The following is an 18,004-nucleotide window of genomic DNA, read 5'->3' as shown; positions in this document are numbered from 1 at the left end:
ATTCGTTATTTTGTATTGAATTCCCAGAGATATTCTTTTAGGTCTACACGACCATTTAGAACAGTAACCCCTTCGCTTTCTAAAAGGTTTTTTTGGAGGGAATAAGTATTGCTTAGTAAAGGAAAAGAAAGCTGCCCATTTGATTTTATCACTCGTTGCCATGGAAGATTGTGACTTTGGGCACAAGAATGAAGAAGCCAGCCTACTCCTCGAGCCCCTTGTCGATTTCCAGCAAGCCCTGCTATCAACCCATAGGTAGCAACTTTTCCTTTTGGAATAGCTTTAATGAGTTCCAGTACCTTTTTTGAAAACTCGGTTTGCGTGTCCTTATTGGTCTTTTTCATGCCTATAAAATAGCTATTCAATTCTTAAATGTATTATTAAGTAATTCTTAAGGAAATCGTAGTAAAATGTGCGCAAAAATTGGGGGAGCTAAAAATGCGCGACTTAAAAATTGTCATGATGGGTGAAGCTGGTTCTGGTAAAACACAGCTTGCAATGCGTCTTGCTCAAAGAAGAGTCAATGGTCAACCTAAACAAACAGTAGGTGTTGGTTTACTGACTTATAAATTTAAAGAGGCACAAACCTATTTACGAATATGGGATCCTAGTGGAAGAAAAAACCACTTTGTGAATATGCGCAAAGACTCCTACCAAAATAAAGAATTAGCCCTTTATTGTGTTGATTTAAGTCAAGCTGTGACTGAGGAGACGCTACAATCCATAAAAGAAGAAATAAATATTTTTAGGGGTGTAAATGCAGAAGCACCTATAATTTTAGTAGGGACTAAAGCAGATCTTTGTCAGGAAGATGCTGCCACCAAATTGGAAGCGATAGAGAAAGAGCTTGAAAAAGTCGGTATAACATTTCAAAACACGATTGTAACTTCAGCAAAAAATACGCACGGAGCAGACGATTTATTAACTTTATTAATACCGGAGCTGAAGCGAGAGGTAAATCAGTCTACTGAGAGACAAGAGTCAGTTTTTGAAGAAGCCAAGGAAAAGCTATTACTTGAGTTGGCAAACTTGCCTCAAGAAAAGCTAGAGGCAATCACTAAGAAAATAACCCATTTAGAGAAAGCCTTAGGCAAAGCTTCTCAAGTGCGACAAATTGATAGAGCGCTCAGTAAATTTGAGCAAGAATGTCAGGTCATTCTCGAGGGAGAACACCCCAATATTATAAATGCCATTTTTACTTTCAGTGCTGCAGTTTTAGTGACCTTTTTAGCTGGAGTAATCGGGTTTGGCGTCGGTTATGTGGCTGGCTTGTGGTCAGGTCCTGGGGCTTTTATTAGCGGTCTTGTTGCTGGTGAAATGGCTGCAGTTACAACTGTAAGCGTTTGTGGTTCACTAGGTCTTTTGACCGGTGGTTTAACTGCATGGGGTTTATTTAAAACATCTAAAGAAATGGCGGCTATGAATGAGTTCACGCAAACCATTCGAGAGGATATTGCTGAAAACCTACAAATATAATTTGTAATTTATTTTAACTGCGTTTTAGAATTTAAGGTTATAGTGAGCGCAGTTTATATAGGTCATGACAAGCATTTAGAAATTACCATTGAAGAGGTATTTTCTAGCAACTATATTCCATAGTAAAATTGTCTGTTTTGACTGTTTCCCTTAAAATGCACACTATTCTGTGCTCTAGCAGGTTCTTATGTCTGATTTTTACCAGGATTTTTGCAAACGGCGAACTTTCGCCATCATTTCTCACCCGGATGCGGGTAAAACCACCGTAACTGAAAAGCTGTTATTATTCGGAGGAGCAATTCAGCTTGCTGGTACAGTTAAAGGGCGAAAAGCCGATAGGCATGCTACGTCTGACTGGATGGAAATGGAAAAAGAAAGAGGAATTTCTATTACTACATCAGTGATGCAGTTTATTCACAATAATCACGTAATGAACTTGCTTGATACACCAGGTCACGAAGATTTCTCTGAGGACACCTATCGTACATTGACTGCAGTTGATTCTGCTCTAATGGTTATCGACGTTGCTAAAGGGGTTGAAGAACGTACAGTAAAGCTAATGGAAGTCTGTCGTTTACGCGATACGCCGATCATGACATTTATCAATAAATTAGATCGTGAAGGCCGCGAGCCTATTAGTTTATTAGATGAAGTTGAAACGGTTCTTGGGATTCAATGTGCACCGGTCACCTGGCCTGTAGGAATGGGTAAGCGTTTCAAGGGTATTTACCATTTGTATCAAGACACGGTTTATTTATATCAACCGGGGAAAAATACCCAAAAACAGGATGCCCAGGCAATTAAAGGGTTAAATAATCCTCAATTGGATGAATTATTAGGAGAGATTGCGCAAGAGTTACGCGATGAAATTGAACTGGTTAAAGGGGCATCGCATGAATTTAATCTACAAGATTATCTCTCTGGTAAATTAACTCCAGTATATTTTGGCTCTGCAATCAATAACTTTGGTATCAAGGAACTTTTGGATGATTTTGCAGAGTATGCGCCAGGCCCTATGTCTCGGGCCACTGTAGAAAGAAAAGTGAATCCCGAAGAAGAGGCCTTTAGCGGCTTTGTATTTAAAATACAGGCTAATATGGATCCTAAGCACCGTGATCGCATTGCCTTTTTACGTATTTGCTCCGGTACTTTTAGAAAAGGGATGAAGTTATCCCATTTACGAATTGGTAAAGAAGTACAAATTGCCAATGCTTTAACTTTTATGGCAGGAGATAGGGCGCATGCAGAAATGGCTATGGCTGGCGACATTATTGGCTTGCACAACCATGGGACTATTCGTATTGGCGATACCTTTACTCAGGGAGAGACATTAAAATTTACGGGTATTCCCAATTTTGCACCGGAGCTGTTCCGTTTAGTACGTCTTAAGGATCCTTTAAAAAGCAAAGCTTTGCTAAAAGGGTTAATTGAACTGTCCGAAGAGGGGGCAACGCAGGTATTTCGTCCATTAAATAGTAATCAATTAATTTTAGGTGCAGTAGGGGTATTGCAGTTTGATGTAGTGGCTCATCGTTTGAAGCATGAGTACAAAGTCGATTGTATCTATGAAACAGTGAATATAAGCTGTGCTCGTTGGGTATACTCAGAAGACGATAAAGCAATGTCTGAATTTCGTACTAAAGCTTACGATTATTTGGCATTGGATGGTAGTGATTCTTTAATGTATCTGGCACCTACGAGAGTTAATTTAACAATGGCAGAAGAGCGCTATCCTAAGATTCATTTTTCTGCAACTCGTGAGCACTAGCAGATAGATGCAAGGGAATTTAATTCCCCTGCATTTTTAGATTAGGTAGAACAACTGGCTGAAACAGTGCTGTTGCCTTGATTAATTAACTTCACTTTACCGCCAGATTCAGCAGTAATGATGACCTTATCGCCATCGTGAACAGACACTATGAGGGTATCCCCTTTTGAAAGGCTAATGTCGTTAACTTTCCCGGATTTTTTTAAAACTTCAACAAAAATATTATCGATCGTATCATGGGTGTGAATAGTACAAGTGGAAGTAATGGTCCAGAACCAAGCATTTACGAATTCTTGAGGCTCGTTAGGCGGTAATTCATATTCCATGCTGAGCCCTGCAGTAAGGTTATGAGTCACAGCCAAGACGTTTGCACTAAATAATGCACCAGCGCAAAACAAGCTATAACCTAGCTTTCGTAACATAAAGATCTCCTCGTGAAAAAGCAATTAAGATACCCTTATTTTTTTGTCATGGCAAACAGGAAGAAATATCTCGAAATATATAAAAAAGCTTATAAAAATCAAATGATTTTTTTTTGTTATTGGTGGGAGTAATTTGTAGCAATTGGGTTTTAAAGGCGCTAAAAATTTTAAAAAATAAAGGAGATAAGTGTCTGTTTTAAATGATTATTTATAGTGAATTTTAATTAAAAAATTAGGAGATTTTTACTGATAAAATGGCTATCTGAATACAATTATTGTTATCGATCTTATGATTTAGATATGGATTTACTGTGTATTAGCGCCTCATAGAGGCGCATGCAGGTATCGCGAGAAAATTAGATTTCTCCTAATGCTTTAGCGATTGATTCTGTCATCATTTTAGCATCGCCAAAAAGCATATAAGTGTTATCACGGAAGAAAAGATCATTTTCAACTCCAGCGTATCCTGGAGAGAGGCTGCGTTTCACAAACAAGACCGTTTTAGCTTTCTCTACTTCTAATACAGGCATGCCATAGATTGGTGAGCTAGGGTCGGTTTTGGCTGCTGGGTTTGTAATATCATTAGCGCCAATGACAAAAGCAACATCGGATGTAGCAAAATCGCGATTGATTTCACTTTGTTCAAATACTCTATCGTAAGGAATATTCGCTTCTGCTAAAAGTACGTTCATATGCCCAGGCATACGGCCAGCTACTGGATGAATTGCGAAGCGAACGCGAATATCGCGTTTTTCTAGCGCATCCACCAGTTCTTTTACTGCATGTTGCGCGTGCGCTACCGCCATTCCATAGCCTGGGACAATAATGACGTCTTTGGCATTACTTAAAAGAAAGGCTGCATCTTCGCCATTTGCTTGATGAATTTGTTGATTGTCATGATGCGCCGCGGCAGTATTAGCATCAACCCCTTTGATGCCACCGAAGATAACGTTAATAATCGAGCGGTTCATCCCAACACACATGATATAACTCAAAATAGCCCCGCTTGCACCTACTAAAGCGCCTGTAATTACTAACAGATGATTGCTTAACGTAAATCCTATGCCTGCAGCTGCCCAACCTGAGTAGGAGTTTAACATGGAGATAACTACAGGCATATCGGCGCCACCGATGGGAATAATTAATAAAATACCAATCAGGAATGAAAGTGCTGCCATTAAAATAAAGGCATGGAGGGGTTGGTTAATCACAAAATAAATAAAAAGAGCAACGATAACAATTGCAAGGATTAGATTTCCTATTTTTTGACCGGGATAGCGAACTGGTTTCCCGGACATTAACCCTTGTAACTTTAAGAACGCGATTATTGAGCCGGAAAAGGTAATTGCTCCGATAATAAGTCCTAGGCTCATTTCTATTAAACTGGCTTTTTCAATCGCGCCAGGAGTGCCAATGTGAAAAGAGATGGGTGATAGAAAAGCACAAAAAGCAACAAGAACGGCAGCAAGACCAACTAGAGAGTGAAATCCGGCCACTAATTGGGGTATGGCGGTCATATGAATTTTAAGGGCAATAATAGTGCCTACAATTCCCCCGGCAATGATTAGACTAATGAGTAACCAATGATGGTGGACGGAAGGTATCATCAGGGTTGAGCCAATGGCAATAGCCATCCCCAAAATTCCCAATAAGTTACCGCGACGTGATGTTGCGGGGCTTGCAAGACCTTTAAGGGCCATAATAAAACATACAGCAGCGACTAAATATAAAAATGGAAACAAAGAAGTCATAAGCTTTTCCTGTAGAGGTTTATCCTAAAATTCCAGGGCCTGTTTATAACTCTACTAGCCTGATCAAAAAGCTATCGAATCGTAAAATCCCCTTCTTTTTTATACTGATTTTAAGGTTATTTCTTATACATGCGTAGCATGCGCTGAGTGACCACAAAACCACCAAAAATATTAATCGCAGTAATAAAAATTCCTAATCCACCTAGCAAAGTAATGGTACCTGTAAGCTGAGCTCCTGCTGCGATTAAGGCACCGAGAATAATGATACTCGAGATGGCATTAGTTACTGACATCAAAGGTGTGTGAAGTGCTGGGGTTACTTTCCAAACCACGTAATAACCAACAAAACAAGCGAGCACAAAAATAGTAAGAATCGCGATATAAGGATTACCAAGCGTATTGATATTAGGCATGTTGTGTTTCCTTGACCATTTGAAATGGGAGATACTGACCATCGTGACAAAGCATGGCTTGTTTAATGATTTCATCATTCGCATTAAAAGAAATTTCTGCAGATGCTGGTGCTAAAAGGCGAAGCAGATTTACTAAATTGGTTGCGTATAATTCGCTAGCTGTCGCAGGTATCAATCCTGCAAGATTACTATAGCCAATGACAGTAACCTCACCATGTTTAATAATTTTATCTTTTTCACTTAGCTCACAGTTTCCGCCCCGAGAGGTGGCCAAATCCACAACCACTGAACCAGGTTTCATTGCTGTTACAGTGTTTTTTGTGATTAAGATAGGAGCCTTTTTGCCAGGAATTAATGCCGTAGAAATGGTGATATCAGTTTGTCTTGCATATTGATCAATGAGCTCTGCTTGCAGGCGCTTATATTCCTCACTAGTTTCCCCAGCATAGCCTCCACTTGTTTCTGCATCCTGCTCTATGCTCACTTCAATAAACTCGGCACCTAAACTTTCGACTTGCTCTTTCGCTGCGCGGCGAACATCAAAAGCATAAACAACTGCGCCTAAACGTTTTGCTGTGGCTATTGCTTGAAGGCCTGCAACACCGGCACCAAGAATAAGCACTTTAGCGGGATGAATCATACCTGCAGCGGTCATCATCATTGGGATTGCTCGTTTAAAGTGAACAACTGCCTCAAGTACAGCACGATAGCCTGCCAAGTTTGCTTGTGAAGATAAACTGTCCATACTCTGGGCACGGCTGATTCGTGGTATAAGATTCATTGAAAAAAGGCTAATTTTTTCCTTACAACCCCAGGTCAATAATTCACCTGTCGGCTCATTATCAAAATGCCCAATAATAAGAGTTTTAGGTCTAATGCCAGTTAGTTCTTTGGTGGTAGGTTCATTCACGCAGACAATAATATTTGTATTAGCCAACAAGGATTTTCTATCAGCTACAATAGTAGCCCCAGCTTCTTGGTAGTCGGCATTGCTAAAACCTGAGGCTTGGCCTGCATTGGACTCCAAGGTAACTTCTAATCCCATTTTTAGGTAATGCTTTACCGCATTAGGCGTAATGGCAACTCGTGTGTCTTTGTCACTCTCATTTAAAGCTGAAATAATCATGGAGAAACGTCCTTTTCACCGTAGACTAATCTTATCCTATTGGAATCGATTTGATATTGCTAGTTTTTTTAATAAGTTTTCGCAGTAAAAAAAGAGCCAGACATTATCTTCATTAAAGATTAAGTTAATTTTGTTATAATGAGGCAAATTAATACAAACTTCTCAAAAAATGCATTACTCTGATTGTTATACACTTACCAAAAAACTCAAAAGTAAAGCCTTGGCTGCGCAATTGAAAAGATCACTAAAAGAATTGGAAAAAGCAGCGAATGAACCTAGCTTTATCAGTTACCTTAAAAGCAAGTCTTTCTCCAATAAGTCAATGTTTGAATTACGGAAGGAATATGATCTGTTGCAGTTAAACAAGGTCTATAATGGAATCAGAGCAATAAAAAAAGACCATCTAAATTCCGATGACGTAATATTAAAGCAAATTAGTGTCATTTTAACAGATATTAAGAAGACTGCGAAAAAGCAAATTGAATCATATGATCTTTATTACCAAGATGATCATTTTTCTCAGCTTGCAAAACAATATGCAACTCACTTCATTCCCTTTAATCAATCAAATGATCCTTTCAAAGGGTCTGATTTCAGTGGATTTTGCTGGGGACATAGTCATCGTTATGGACGATTGGCTTCAAAGGGATTATTGGATCAATTGTCTTCTGCATCCGATAAAAAACTATATAGTTCGTGGAAAACTAACTGGACTTTTGCTGATATTCTTTTCAGGCGAGTGGGTTGGTATTTTTGGGTTAGCCAAGAAGTAAAAATTCGCCAAGCTCTCTGGAATTTTTTAAAACAGTTGGATGATAAGACTACCCTCAATTTTAATTTCCTGGTAAGCAATTGGGGTTTTCATTCTACAGGTCTTCGAATGGTAGGTGATGGCATTGAATATTATGAAAATAATTGCGGCATAGTAAAATTCAGTAACCGTGAAAATGCTGTTAATTTCTTGGCGCGTCATCTGCTTCATTCCGCGGAAATTGTAAACGGTGAAATTAAATTCCTAACGGTTTATAAGCTTCCCTATGAGAATATAGCCGAACATGATATTTTTGCCGATGTGCCACAAAGCCTCATTCAAAGGGGAGAAATTAAACTTGCTGAGGCTGAAAAAATACCTCTTCCTCCTGAGATAACTGGGGCGATCGATGCTTTAGAAACGTATGCCGATAAACTCCGCAATTTAGGAGATATCAAAGCTAAAATAAAAGCAAATGAAATTAAATATTTAACAGCTGAATTAGCTTTATTGCCTATAGATAAGATAAAGGCTCGAGTTGAAGGGATTCTTGGAAATAAAGATCACAGTTTAGTGATAAATCGCGGTACAGGATTCTATTTTTTCAAAACAGGATTCCAGAGTCATTGTACTACAGAAACGCTTCTGCAAGAAATCCAAAAGGCTTGCGAATCAGAGGAAAAAGCTTCATTGGTAATGTAATTTTATGTAGAGAACAGGCAACACTTATAGAAAATAAGTATAAAAAGGATTTTTTTATTTTATGTGGGCGCACTGCTATTATCAATCTCATCTCCAACATTATCAAAAACTACCAACTCTCTTTCTAAATTTTTTTGCTTAATTGGCTTAACTTTTTTAGGGTGATAAGTAAACAAGCACCAACTGTTACCAAAAATGGGATTATCGAGAGTTTCTCTTGCAGTTTCTCTGTACTTTGTCGGAGGGTTTTTAGGATCTGCCTGGATAACCGTGGCAGTCAGATTTTCTTTAACTATTTCAACATTATTGGAGGTAAGGACATGGTTTCCTATGGAGGGTACTTTTTTTCCAGCTAAGGTAAGTTTTTGTATCAAACTTTTTGTATCAGAAATTCCTAATCGATTTGTTTCATTATGCTCAACACAGATTTCAACTGTGATCAAAAGGACTTCTCCCGATGAAGTTTTAATCCGAAGTGCACCTCGATGTTGATTAATATCATTTACTCTGACGTGTGTGTCGCCTAACAATAGATTGGGTGAATGCTCCGAATTGTAATAATCAGATTTTTCTAATAATTGATATAATCCTTCATGGGTCAGATAGATATCTAAATAAGCTTCACTATCAATAAAATTTTCACGATAAAGAGGATATTTTGGACTGTCTTTTATATATTTGGGATCAAAACGGTCAGGTATTTTTTTATCAAGATGATGAATTAGTGGAGTACCATTTTTTTTTCTTGGCGATTGTATATGTAAAACTGTATTATGAATTTCCCCATCTGACCATAAAATGGGTAAGGAGGCCAGGACTAAATGAATATTGGGAGGAAGCATTTTTGAGTAAGCAGAAATTTCGGAGATGATTGCCTTATATTCCGATAAACTAAGGGGACGCTCATTTGTATATAAGCTGAACTCGTTTAATGTAAGTCGGGTAATAAGCTCATAATCGGCTCCTTCGGCTAAAACCTTAAGATGCATTTTTGCCGTATAAGCAATTAAATTCTTAAGGTGAGAAAGTAAACGAGAAGGCAGATCACCACTGGCTAATGCGTGACTTGAATTGAACTCTCCTTTATTACCTATCCCAATAATGTTCTGAATTTTAACTTTCATATCTTCACCCGGGCTATTTATGCCAAGAATTTTATCAAATTAAAATTAAGGAATGATTAGTAAATGGACAATGTGATGGAGTTAGTTCATGAAAATGATGAAATCACATCATTAAATTAGATTGAAGAAGTATTTTGCTTGCCTGAGAATTGTATATTGATAACCATTTCGATAAAGTAAGCGTTTATTGCAGTAAGTCCAAATAAAATATGGAAATTCTTTGTTTTTTTGCAGGGATAGCATTTGCTTATTCCAAATCGCTCTATTCTCTTATGTTCCTTGTCATGAGCTTTATTGTTAGGCCACGATGGACTCTGCCTTGCTGGTTTTTTGCTGCTATTTTATGGAGTTTGGCACATGGGTGGTGGATTGCTGATATCACTATGCCTTCTAATGTACGTGTGATTCCAAAGGCTATTTTAGAGGGGGAAATTGTCTCCATTCCGACGAATGGTTTTTCTAAATCACAATTTCAATTTCAGGTAGAGCGTTTTGATAATAAACCAGCTAGATCAACCATCCTATTGTCTTGTTATACTCATTGTCCAAAATTTAAGGTAGGTGATCATTGGCATTTTGAGGCAAAGCTTAAGAAACCGGTTAATTTGGGTAATCCTGGCAGCTTTGATTTTGTCAGTTGGTTAAATGCGCGCCATATTACCTGGACAGGTTATATTAAACCCTACCATTCAAAGCAACTCGTTACACTCAAGAGCCCAAAGAGCTTGTTGAGCACTCGCGAGCATCTTGCCTCTAATGTAGGGAAACTGATGCCTTCCACTGATACTTTAGGTATTTTTGAAGCGCTAACATTAGGGCTAACTAACCATCTTGATAAAGCACAATGGGAGTTATTTCGGCGAACTGGTACTACACATTTGATGGTCATCTCAGGATCGCACATTGGTTTAGTGGCTGGTTTAAGTTTTGCATTAATGAGATGGTTCTGGACTCGAAGTAAGCGGTTGTGTCTTTATTATCCTGCTGCACAGGCTGCCAGCATTGCCAGTTTTTTTATGGCACTTATTTATGCTGTGATGGCAGGTTTTGCGGCATCCTCGCAACGAGCAATGTTTGCCTGCTTCTTCTTATTGCTAAAAAATTTTTTAAACCATCGATACACGTCTTGGCAAGCTTGGCGTTATTCTTTATTTGCCGTGTTGTTATTAGAGCCTCACGATATTTTGTCACCTGGATTTTATTTATCTTTTCTGGCAGTAGCGAGTTTATTTCTTGGCAGTCAACGCTTATCTGTCACTGGGATTAAGAAAAATATCAGCTTACAACTTGTTTGTCTTTTTGGCTTAATGCCACTGACATTATTTTGGTTTTCTTATGGGGCTGTGAATGGTTTTATTGCTAATTTATTGGCTATCCCATTGGTTGAGTTGGTTATTGTTCCTTTGTCTTTAGTTATCCTGGTTATAGCTCAGTGGTGGAATAGTTCCTTGTTGTTTGTTCCTGTTGATTGGGCTATTAAAACTTTGCTTTATTATTTAAAGTGGATCGATTCGCTTTCTCTACTAAACTTAAATTTTTCATTTGTCAGCGTACTGTCGCCTTTGGGACTAATGTTAGTAATGCTTATTCTTTTATTTTTCCCTATCAAAACGATGCTTCCCGCAACTATAGTGTTAACCATTGCAGCACTTTTCCCTGGGTATACGAGTGTGAAACAGGGGAGGGCTCAAGTGAATGTATTGGATGTGGGGCAAGGATTAGCGATTGTTGTGAGAACGACAAACCATCTGCTTATTTACGACACGGGGGTCAAATTTTATCAAGGAAGTGATATGGCAAAATTAGCGATCATCCCTTTTCTTAATACCTTAGGTGTTAAAAAAATTGATAAAGTAATCATTAGTCATCCTGATTTAGACCATCGTGGTGGTCTCGCGTCTTTAGAAGAAAACTATAAAATTAACGAATTATTAGTGAATAATGTTGCTTTTTATCATCGTGGTAAAAATTGCCATCACTATTCTGAGTGGGATTGGGATGGGGTTCATTTTCGATTTTTAGCAATTAATAAGAATTTTAAAAATAAAAATAATAATTCTTGTATCTTACAAATTGAAAGCCAGGGGAAAAGAGTGCTTCTAACAGGAGATATTGAACGCTTAGCAGAAGATTATCTAGTGACAAGGTATAAAAAGCAGTTGACTGCTAACGTGTTAGTAGTACCTCATCATGGTAGTAAAACCTCTTCGTCTGTGTCATTCATCAAACAAATAGCGCCGCAATTTGCACTGATTTCAGCAGGTTTTGATAACCGCTATCATTTTCCGCATAAAGAAACGTTACGCATATTTAAGCAGCAGAAAATTGCCTTATTCAATACAGCCGATTGTGGTATGGTGTCAGTACAATTGCCAAACGATAGGGGCCATATTGAACCAGTTTGTTTTTATAAGTCATAAGTGAATAACAATTGTTCTTTTGGAGGTCTTATTGACAACAAAATATACATAATGTATCATGTGGCCACTTTACTTTTTTATTGTGGTACCTATGCGCGCACTTGCTTTTGTGGTGTCTTTGATAGCGGTTCTTATTACCTTTAGCGCTAATGCAGCGACTAATTGCCAGCAACATCAATGTCTAGTTGTAGTGGATGCTGGAAGTACAGGTTCACGAATTCATATTTACTCCTATGATTTAGATAATACGAAAAGCCCAATTAATATTGCTGAAGTTTGGTCTAAAAAAATCAAACCGGGCTTTGCAACCATCGAACCTAATGCTGCTACTATCGATGCTTATTTAACCACCTTATTTTCTGGTGCTCCTGAAAGCAATTTACCTGTTTATTTTTATGCCACAGCGGGTATGCGTTTACTGCCCCAACCAAAACAACAACAATTTTATAGCATTCTGCAACAATGGTTTGCTAATCAATCAGGATGGCAACTGCAAAAAGCAAAAACTATTACTGGTACTGAAGAAGGCTTATTTGGTTGGCTTTCTGTCAACTATCAACTGGGTGTGCTGTCCTCGAGTGAGCAGGATTTGGCAGGTGTCATGGATATGGGCGGTGCTTCGGTTCAAATTATATTCCCTGTACAAAAAACGGAAGGAATTAATTCTCAGGATATACGACAATTTGATCTTTATGGCCGTCACCTTACGCTTTTTATTCATAGCTTTTTAGGATTGGGACAAACAGAAGTTGCTCACCAATTTCTCGATGACTCTACTTGTTTTGCCAATAATTACGAGCTTCCTACAGGGGAGTTTGCAGCGGGCGATGCTTACTCCTGCGAAAGCGACGTATCTTCTTTGATGAATGCTGTGCATAAAGTTAATCATGTGGTGCAACCTGCAATAGCTGCGAATCAAGTCAATAACTGGTATGCAATCGGTGGAATGTCTGAGCTTGCCAAAAGCAAACCGTTTCAATTCCAGAACGAATTTACTAATCAAGATCTACTTGAACAAGGCGATTCACAAGTTTGCCGTCAACAATGGTCTACTTTAGCTGCCCAATACCCTGGAAACGATTACCTCTATGGTTTCTGCCTCTTCCCATCTTACTACTATGCTCTGATGGTAGATGGCTACGGTTTACAACCCCAACAAACCGTTCACTTAATGGCAGCAAACCAAAACACTGACTGGACCATCGGCGTCGTCCTAACACAAAAGCAAGTCTCTTAAGAGGCTTGCACCACAACATTCCCCCGGTATAATAAATTCATCGCCGTTGTAGCTCAGTTGGTAGAGCACTTGATTCGTAATCAAAAGGTCTGCGGTTCGATTCCGCGCAGCGGCATTGTAAAATCAATGGGTTACAAATCATAAGTCAAAAATTGTAAAAATTTGGTACCTATTTTGGTACCAGTTTTGAAATGTAATTGATAGACATTCATTGATATCAAAGTAACATTGGGTATTCTCTAAATCTTGGCCAACTTTACATCCAATCACAACACTCTATGTCATACTCTATAATATAATGTTATTTCATTGTGATCTTTTATACATTTTCCAAATTTAGTAAAACAACTCATTAATCAAATCAGGGTGGAGACCAAATGTATCTTGAATCCAAGCAAATTGTATTCTCACCATCAGATCTAACACAGTTTATGGAGAGCCCCTTTGCTTCATGGATGGAACATTTCGCACTCATACATCCTGATTTAATACCCCCTGCTGATGAAAGCGATGAGTTGATGAATGTTTTGCACGACATGGGAAATCAACATGAATCAGAAGTATTAGCTGCGTTTGAAACTAAAGGGTTAACAATTGCTAATTTGCACAAGCGAGCTGATTCATACAAAGCCACTATAGATGCTATGAAAAATGGGGTAGATGTTATTTATCAGGCTCACTTGGAATTGTTACCGTTTAGGGGGTATGCAGATTTTTTAATTAAGATCCCAGGTAAAAGTACTTTTGGAGATTATTGTTATGAAATTTGGGATACCAAATTAGCAAAGTCAGTTAAGGCTTATTTTCTAGTGCAATTATGTTGTTATGCTGAAATGCTTGGTGTAATGCAGCAAACGAAGGCTGAGCATATCACTATTATTCTAGGTAACAAGGAACAAAAACGATTTAGACTTAATGATAATTTTTATTTCTACCAGAATCTTAAACATAAATTTTTATCTGAACATCTACATTTTGAGCCAACTAAATGTCCAGATCCAGCCTCATCAAGAGGCTGGGGGAGATGGAGCACATATGCCGAAAGTCTGCTATTAAAAGCCGATCACTTAATTCAGGTCGCTACCATTACTTCAGGACAAATCAAGAAATTGAATAAAGCCGGCATCAATACCATGACTGCTTTAGCCGAAGCAAATGGTAACACTGTAAAAGGCATAAAACCTGAAGTATTTGAGCGGCTAAAAGCTCAAGCCAAAATCCAAAAAGAGAGTATTGGAAAAGAAATACCAGCTTACCAGTTAATCGATAATGATGATGGACAAAAGCAGGGATTGGCTTTACTACCCCCACTATCCAAAAATGATATCTTTTTTGATATTGAAGGATTCCCTCTGGAAGATGGAGGTTTGGAGTATCTTTGGGGTGTGACTTATTTTGACGATAATAACCAGCGTCAGTACATGGATTTTTGGGCGCATGATAGAGATCAGGAAAAAGAGAGTTTCAGAGCATTTATTGAATGGACTTATCAACGATGGCAACAAGATCCATCCATGCACATATACCATTATGCCAGCTATGAAATTACAGCTTGTCGTAAACTAATGGGCAGATATGGTGTGTGTGAATATGAAGTTGATCAGTTACTACGCAATGAAGTATTCGTTGATTTATATAAAATTGTAAAAGGTGCTTTACTAATAGGCGAACCACGTTATTCGATTAAAAATGTTGAGCATTTGTACCGTGCCAAACGAGATACGGAGGTAGGTTCTGGAGGAGATTCGGTTGTTTTTTACGAACGGTGGCGAGAAAATCCTGACGGTGATACCTGGCAAACCTCCAAGGTATTAAATGATATTCGTTCTTACAATATTGATGACTGTAATTCTACTCAGGAGTTAGTAGTCTGGTTAAGAGACAAGCAGAAATCCAGCGGCATTTGCTTCCTTGGTAAAACAGAATTAGTTGAGCCGGAAATTAAAGAAGAAGTTAATGAAAGTATTAAACTTCGCGATAATTTGCTAGCACGAGCTGCGCAATTGAAAAATAAGGGGCAGGAACAATTATCTAAAATTAATACTGTGATGGCATGGTCAATCGAATTTCATAGACGTGAATCAAAACCTGTGTTTTGGCGTCTGTTTGATCGATTAGGGTTAAGTGAAGAAGAATTACTAGATGATATTGATTGCCTGGCCTTTTGTCATAGAACTGAAAAACTACCTTATAAGCCAACACCCAAAGCTCGTAATTTAGTCTATGAATATTCATTTGATCCAACTCAGGAATTCAAGGGTAATGCAAAAGATTACTATTTGTTAGGGAATGAGACTCCAGATGGTAAAAACATTAAAGCGGCTTACCATGCAGAAGGCAGTGATTTGGAGCATGGGATTATTGCATTGCAGATAAAAAATGAGCCTGATAGCCCGATTACTTTGATTCCGAATGAATATATTAAGCCTGACCCAATACCTCAAGCAATTACAAAACAGGCGGAGGAGTTTTTAAAAGGAGCGCTTACACAAACAGCTATAGTTGATTTTCTGGGTAAATCTATCCCTAGAATCAAAGGACATAATTCAGGTCAGCCAATCGCTCCTAGCCATGATCCGAAACAACGATTGAATGAAATCATTCAGGCAGTTATTAATCTGGATAACAGTTATCTGACGATACAGGGACCACCAGGAGCTGGTAAGACATACACGGGTAAACATTTAATTTCTGAATTGATTAAACGAGGTAAAAGAGTAGGCATATCTTCCAATAGCCATAAAGCGATTAATAATTTATTAATTAGCACTGCTCAATACTGCCATAAAGAGGGAATTACGGGATATTTTGCTTGTGCAAGTAATACTGACCCAGCTATTGATGATTTGAAGATTAGTGTGTTGGAAAATAAAGATATTGCTGGCTTTTTGCAGGCAGGCTGTGTTGTAGGAACTACTGCTTGGGGTTTTTCCAGAGATGATCTTGAAAATGCCTTTGATTATCTGTTTATTGATGAAGCAGGACAAGTTAGTGTTGCCAATTTAATTGCTATGAGTCGATCAACTTCCAATATCATCTTAATGGGGGATCAGATGCAATTAGGTCAGCCTTCACAAGGAAGCCATCCAGAGGACAGTGGCTTATCGATTTTGGATTATCTGTTACATTCTACCCCAACTATACCTGATTCCATGGGTGTATTTTTGGGAACAACATACCGTATGCACTCGGCTGTAAACCACTTCATTAGCGAAGCTATATATGAGGGCAAATTGGAAACCGCTCCAGAGAACGATGAGCAATTGATAACTGTACCTGCCGGGTATCATAGTGTATTGAACAAGGAAGCTGGAATAATCACTGTACCTGTGATGCATGAAGGTAATACGCAAGCTAGTGATGAAGAAGTAGAACAAATTGTTGTTTTGGCTCATGAATTGTTGGGAAGGACTTTTAATGCTAAAAACGGTCAACAAAGAATAATTGATTGGAAAGATATATTGTTTGTTGCTCCATATAATTATCAGGTCAATAAACTCAAAGGGGCTCTTGGGGATCAGGCTAGGGTAGGGAGTGTAGATAAATTCCAAGGTCAAGAAGCGCCTGTTGTGTTCCTAAGCATGTGCGCAAGCAGTGCTAACGAGTCGCCTCGCGGATTAAATTTTCTTTTTGATAAGAATCGCATTAATGTTGCGGTATCAAGAGCACAATGTATGGCAATTGTGGTTTATTCTCCAGCGTTGCTGGATTCTGTACCAAGTAACGTCGATCAAATCACTATGATGAATTTATTTTGCCAATTAGTGAATAGCAGCGATTTGTTGATCTAAATATAAACAAAATATGAGATAAATAATCATTTTGAGGGTTTATATGGATCATAGTGTAAAAAAACACTCCTTAATGTGATTGTTTTGGTGAAATAATGAAATTATAATCCGAACTGTTATTCAAGGATATTAATAAGGAGATGTTATGAACGTATATTATTCTAATAGAATTGATGCCGACGAAGATAAAGATGAATATATGCCTTGGTAAATAAAGGAGATATAAGTATCTCCTTTGATAGTTTTATATTGATATGAAATTAGTTTTTAACAATGATGTTCTCGCGGTCATTGATGACTTTCTAGAGCAACCATCTTTTGAAAAAATTTGGAATTTTATTCAAACTGAAAAATTCAAGTTTGTTCACTCTTCTAGATGGGTAAATGCTTTTAATCTTGAGGATGGCTCTCCTTTATGGGGCAGCGTCACTATTTCTCATCCTAGGCCGGAAGCTTGCACAACAGAGCAAATTTACCCTACAGACACAACCATTGATTTATTTATAAATGAATTAATTGCAAGATCTTCTGATTATTCTCATTTAATTGGTTTTAAGGATAGAGATTGGGATTTTTTCTATGCTAGACCTTATCTATATCCTAGAGGCTCAGGACTTTCTTGGCATACAGATGGTAAGTACAAAATTTCAGGAGCATATGTATATTACTGCCATCCAACTTGGGACATAAATTGGGGAGCTGAACTACTAATAAATCCTACTCCTCAACTTGATTTCGATTATCCTGAAGTGACGTTAATCAATAATAAGAAGAAAAAAGTAGGATACCATCTAAACAGCGCTGAATTGAATAAATATGCTGATGATGGAGTTGGATATTATATTGTCCCAAAACCCAATAGGTTGGTTATTTTTAAAAATAATATTCTGCACTGCATAAAAAAAGTAGAAAATGCAGCCGGTAATCACGTAAGGGCATCAATAACGGGTTTTTTTATGAGTAATGAGAAAATAAATGAAACGAAAGGGGCAGAAAATGAACATTCAATCTAACAATTATTTG

13 protein-coding genes and 1 tRNA gene are annotated in these 18,004 nt (G+C 38.0%); 8 read left to right on the top strand and 6 right to left on the bottom strand.

The features are described from left to right. Nucleotides 1-5: 5 nt before the first annotated feature. Nucleotides 6-344, bottom strand: coding sequence for an MGMT family protein (locus Lbru_RS09190; RefSeq protein ID WP_058441846.1), 339 nt, complete (start codon nucleotides 342-344; stop codon nucleotides 6-8). A gap of 94 nt (nucleotides 345-438) precedes the next feature. Here Lbru_RS09190 and Lbru_RS09185 point away from each other — a divergent pair, with 94 nt between their 5' ends. After that, nucleotides 439-1,476 carry a Rab family GTPase gene (locus Lbru_RS09185; protein WP_058441845.1) on the top strand — a complete coding sequence of 346 codons (1,038 nt, stop codon included), beginning with the start codon at nucleotides 439-441 and terminating at the stop codon, nucleotides 1,474-1,476. A 187-nt stretch (nucleotides 1,477-1,663) separates the two neighbouring features. Beyond that, nucleotides 1,664-3,244, top strand: a complete 1,581-nt coding sequence (locus tag Lbru_RS09180) for a peptide chain release factor 3 (protein ID WP_058441844.1) — start codon at nucleotides 1,664-1,666, stop codon at nucleotides 3,242-3,244. Between the two features lie 41 nt (nucleotides 3,245-3,285). On the opposite strand, the gene Lbru_RS09175 is transcribed toward Lbru_RS09180, so the two are convergent. The 4 genes from Lbru_RS09175 to Lbru_RS09160 all read right to left on the bottom strand — a co-directional run bounded on the left by Lbru_RS09175 (nucleotide 3,286) and on the right by Lbru_RS09160 (nucleotide 6,956). After that, the gene (locus Lbru_RS09175) at nucleotides 3,286-3,666 is read right to left on the bottom strand and encodes a hypothetical protein (RefSeq protein ID WP_058441843.1); all 381 of its coding nucleotides are present in this window, start codon (nucleotides 3,664-3,666) and stop codon (nucleotides 3,286-3,288) included. A gap of 356 nt (nucleotides 3,667-4,022) precedes the next feature. After that, on the bottom strand, nucleotides 4,023-5,417 hold the full coding sequence (locus Lbru_RS09170) for an NAD(P)(+) transhydrogenase (Re/Si-specific) subunit beta (protein ID WP_058441842.1): 1,395 nt from the start codon (nucleotides 5,415-5,417) through the stop codon (nucleotides 4,023-4,025). Nucleotides 5,418-5,533: 116 nt separating this feature from the next. Further along, on the bottom strand, nucleotides 5,534-5,830 hold the full coding sequence (locus tag Lbru_RS09165) for a proton-translocating transhydrogenase family protein (RefSeq protein WP_058441841.1): 297 nt from the start codon (nucleotides 5,828-5,830) through the stop codon (nucleotides 5,534-5,536). Continuing rightward, the gene (locus tag Lbru_RS09160; RefSeq protein WP_058441840.1) at nucleotides 5,823-6,956 is read right to left on the bottom strand and encodes a Re/Si-specific NAD(P)(+) transhydrogenase subunit alpha; all 1,134 of its coding nucleotides are present in this window, start codon (nucleotides 6,954-6,956) and stop codon (nucleotides 5,823-5,825) included. Before Lbru_RS09160 ends, Lbru_RS09165 begins: the two co-directional genes overlap by 8 nt. Before the next feature lie 232 nt (nucleotides 6,957-7,188). Between Lbru_RS09160 and Lbru_RS09155 the strand changes: the two genes are divergently transcribed. After that, entirely contained in the window at nucleotides 7,189-8,409 is a 1,221-nt protein-coding gene (locus Lbru_RS09155; RefSeq protein WP_131793440.1) for a hypothetical protein, read from the top strand. Between the two features lie 59 nt (nucleotides 8,410-8,468). Here the strand turns inward: Lbru_RS09155 and Lbru_RS09150 are convergent, their stop codons facing one another. After that, nucleotides 8,469-9,533 carry a hypothetical protein gene (locus Lbru_RS09150; RefSeq protein WP_058441838.1) on the bottom strand — a complete coding sequence of 355 codons (1,065 nt, stop codon included), beginning with the start codon at nucleotides 9,531-9,533 and terminating at the stop codon, nucleotides 8,469-8,471. A 209-nt stretch (nucleotides 9,534-9,742) separates the two neighbouring features. Between Lbru_RS09150 and Lbru_RS09145 the strand changes: the two genes are divergently transcribed. The 5 genes from Lbru_RS09145 to Lbru_RS09125 all read left to right on the top strand — a co-directional run bounded on the left by Lbru_RS09145 (nucleotide 9,743) and on the right by Lbru_RS09125 (nucleotide 17,994). Then, nucleotides 9,743-11,953, top strand: coding sequence for a DNA internalization-related competence protein ComEC/Rec2 (locus tag Lbru_RS09145; protein ID WP_058441837.1), 2,211 nt, complete (start codon nucleotides 9,743-9,745; stop codon nucleotides 11,951-11,953). Nucleotides 11,954-12,044: 91 nt separating this feature from the next. Continuing rightward, complete coding sequence (locus Lbru_RS09140; protein WP_058442217.1) at nucleotides 12,045-13,190, top strand: acetate and sugar kinases/Hsc70/actin family protein; 1,146 nt, start codon at nucleotides 12,045-12,047, stop codon at nucleotides 13,188-13,190. 42 nt (nucleotides 13,191-13,232) lie between these two features. Next, nucleotides 13,233-13,305 (top strand) — tRNA-Thr (locus Lbru_RS09135). A 262-nt stretch (nucleotides 13,306-13,567) separates the two neighbouring features. Beyond that, nucleotides 13,568-16,981: a TM0106 family RecB-like putative nuclease gene (locus Lbru_RS09130; protein WP_058441836.1), complete on the top strand. Its 3,414-nt coding sequence runs from the start codon at nucleotides 13,568-13,570 to the stop codon at nucleotides 16,979-16,981. A gap of 254 nt (nucleotides 16,982-17,235) precedes the next feature. Further along, the gene (locus Lbru_RS09125; RefSeq protein WP_058441835.1) at nucleotides 17,236-17,994 is read left to right on the top strand and encodes a 2OG-Fe(II) oxygenase; all 759 of its coding nucleotides are present in this window, start codon (nucleotides 17,236-17,238) and stop codon (nucleotides 17,992-17,994) included. The last annotated feature ends 10 nt before the right edge of the window (nucleotides 17,995-18,004 follow it).

Source organism: Legionella brunensis (assembly GCF_001467025.1).
GTDB lineage: Bacteria > Pseudomonadota > Gammaproteobacteria > Legionellales > Legionellaceae > Tatlockia > Tatlockia brunensis.
Note: the sequence above shows the minus strand (reverse complement) of the source record. Positions and strands in the feature narration are given on the sequence as shown.

Bases quoted from the DNA above. Each gene is read 5' to 3' on its own strand.
- Lbru_RS09150 (WP_058441838.1), bottom strand. From the start codon at position 9,533: ATGAAAGTTAAAATTCAGAACATTATTGGGATAGGTAATAAAGGAGAG.
- Lbru_RS09140 (WP_058442217.1), top strand. From the start codon at position 12,045: ATGCGCGCACTTGCTTTTGTGGTGTCTTTGATAGCGGTTCTTATTACC.
- Lbru_RS09160 (WP_058441840.1), bottom strand. From the start codon at position 6,956: ATGATTATTTCAGCTTTAAATGAGAGTGACAAAGACACACGAGTTGCC.
- Lbru_RS09180 (WP_058441844.1), top strand. From the start codon at position 1,664: ATGTCTGATTTTTACCAGGATTTTTGCAAACGGCGAACTTTCGCCATC.
- Lbru_RS09125 (WP_058441835.1), top strand. From the start codon at position 17,236: ATGAAATTAGTTTTTAACAATGATGTTCTCGCGGTCATTGATGACTTT.
- Lbru_RS09145 (WP_058441837.1), top strand. From the start codon at position 9,743: ATGGAAATTCTTTGTTTTTTTGCAGGGATAGCATTTGCTTATTCCAAA.
- Lbru_RS09165 (WP_058441841.1), bottom strand. From the start codon at position 5,830: ATGCCTAATATCAATACGCTTGGTAATCCTTATATCGCGATTCTTACT.
- Lbru_RS09185 (WP_058441845.1), top strand. From the start codon at position 439: ATGCGCGACTTAAAAATTGTCATGATGGGTGAAGCTGGTTCTGGTAAA.
- Lbru_RS09190 (WP_058441846.1), bottom strand. From the start codon at position 344: ATGAAAAAGACCAATAAGGACACGCAAACCGAGTTTTCAAAAAAGGTA.
- Lbru_RS09170 (WP_058441842.1), bottom strand. From the start codon at position 5,417: ATGACTTCTTTGTTTCCATTTTTATATTTAGTCGCTGCTGTATGTTTT.
- Lbru_RS09130 (WP_058441836.1), top strand. From the start codon at position 13,568: ATGTATCTTGAATCCAAGCAAATTGTATTCTCACCATCAGATCTAACA.
- Lbru_RS09175 (WP_058441843.1), bottom strand. From the start codon at position 3,666: ATGTTACGAAAGCTAGGTTATAGCTTGTTTTGCGCTGGTGCATTATTT.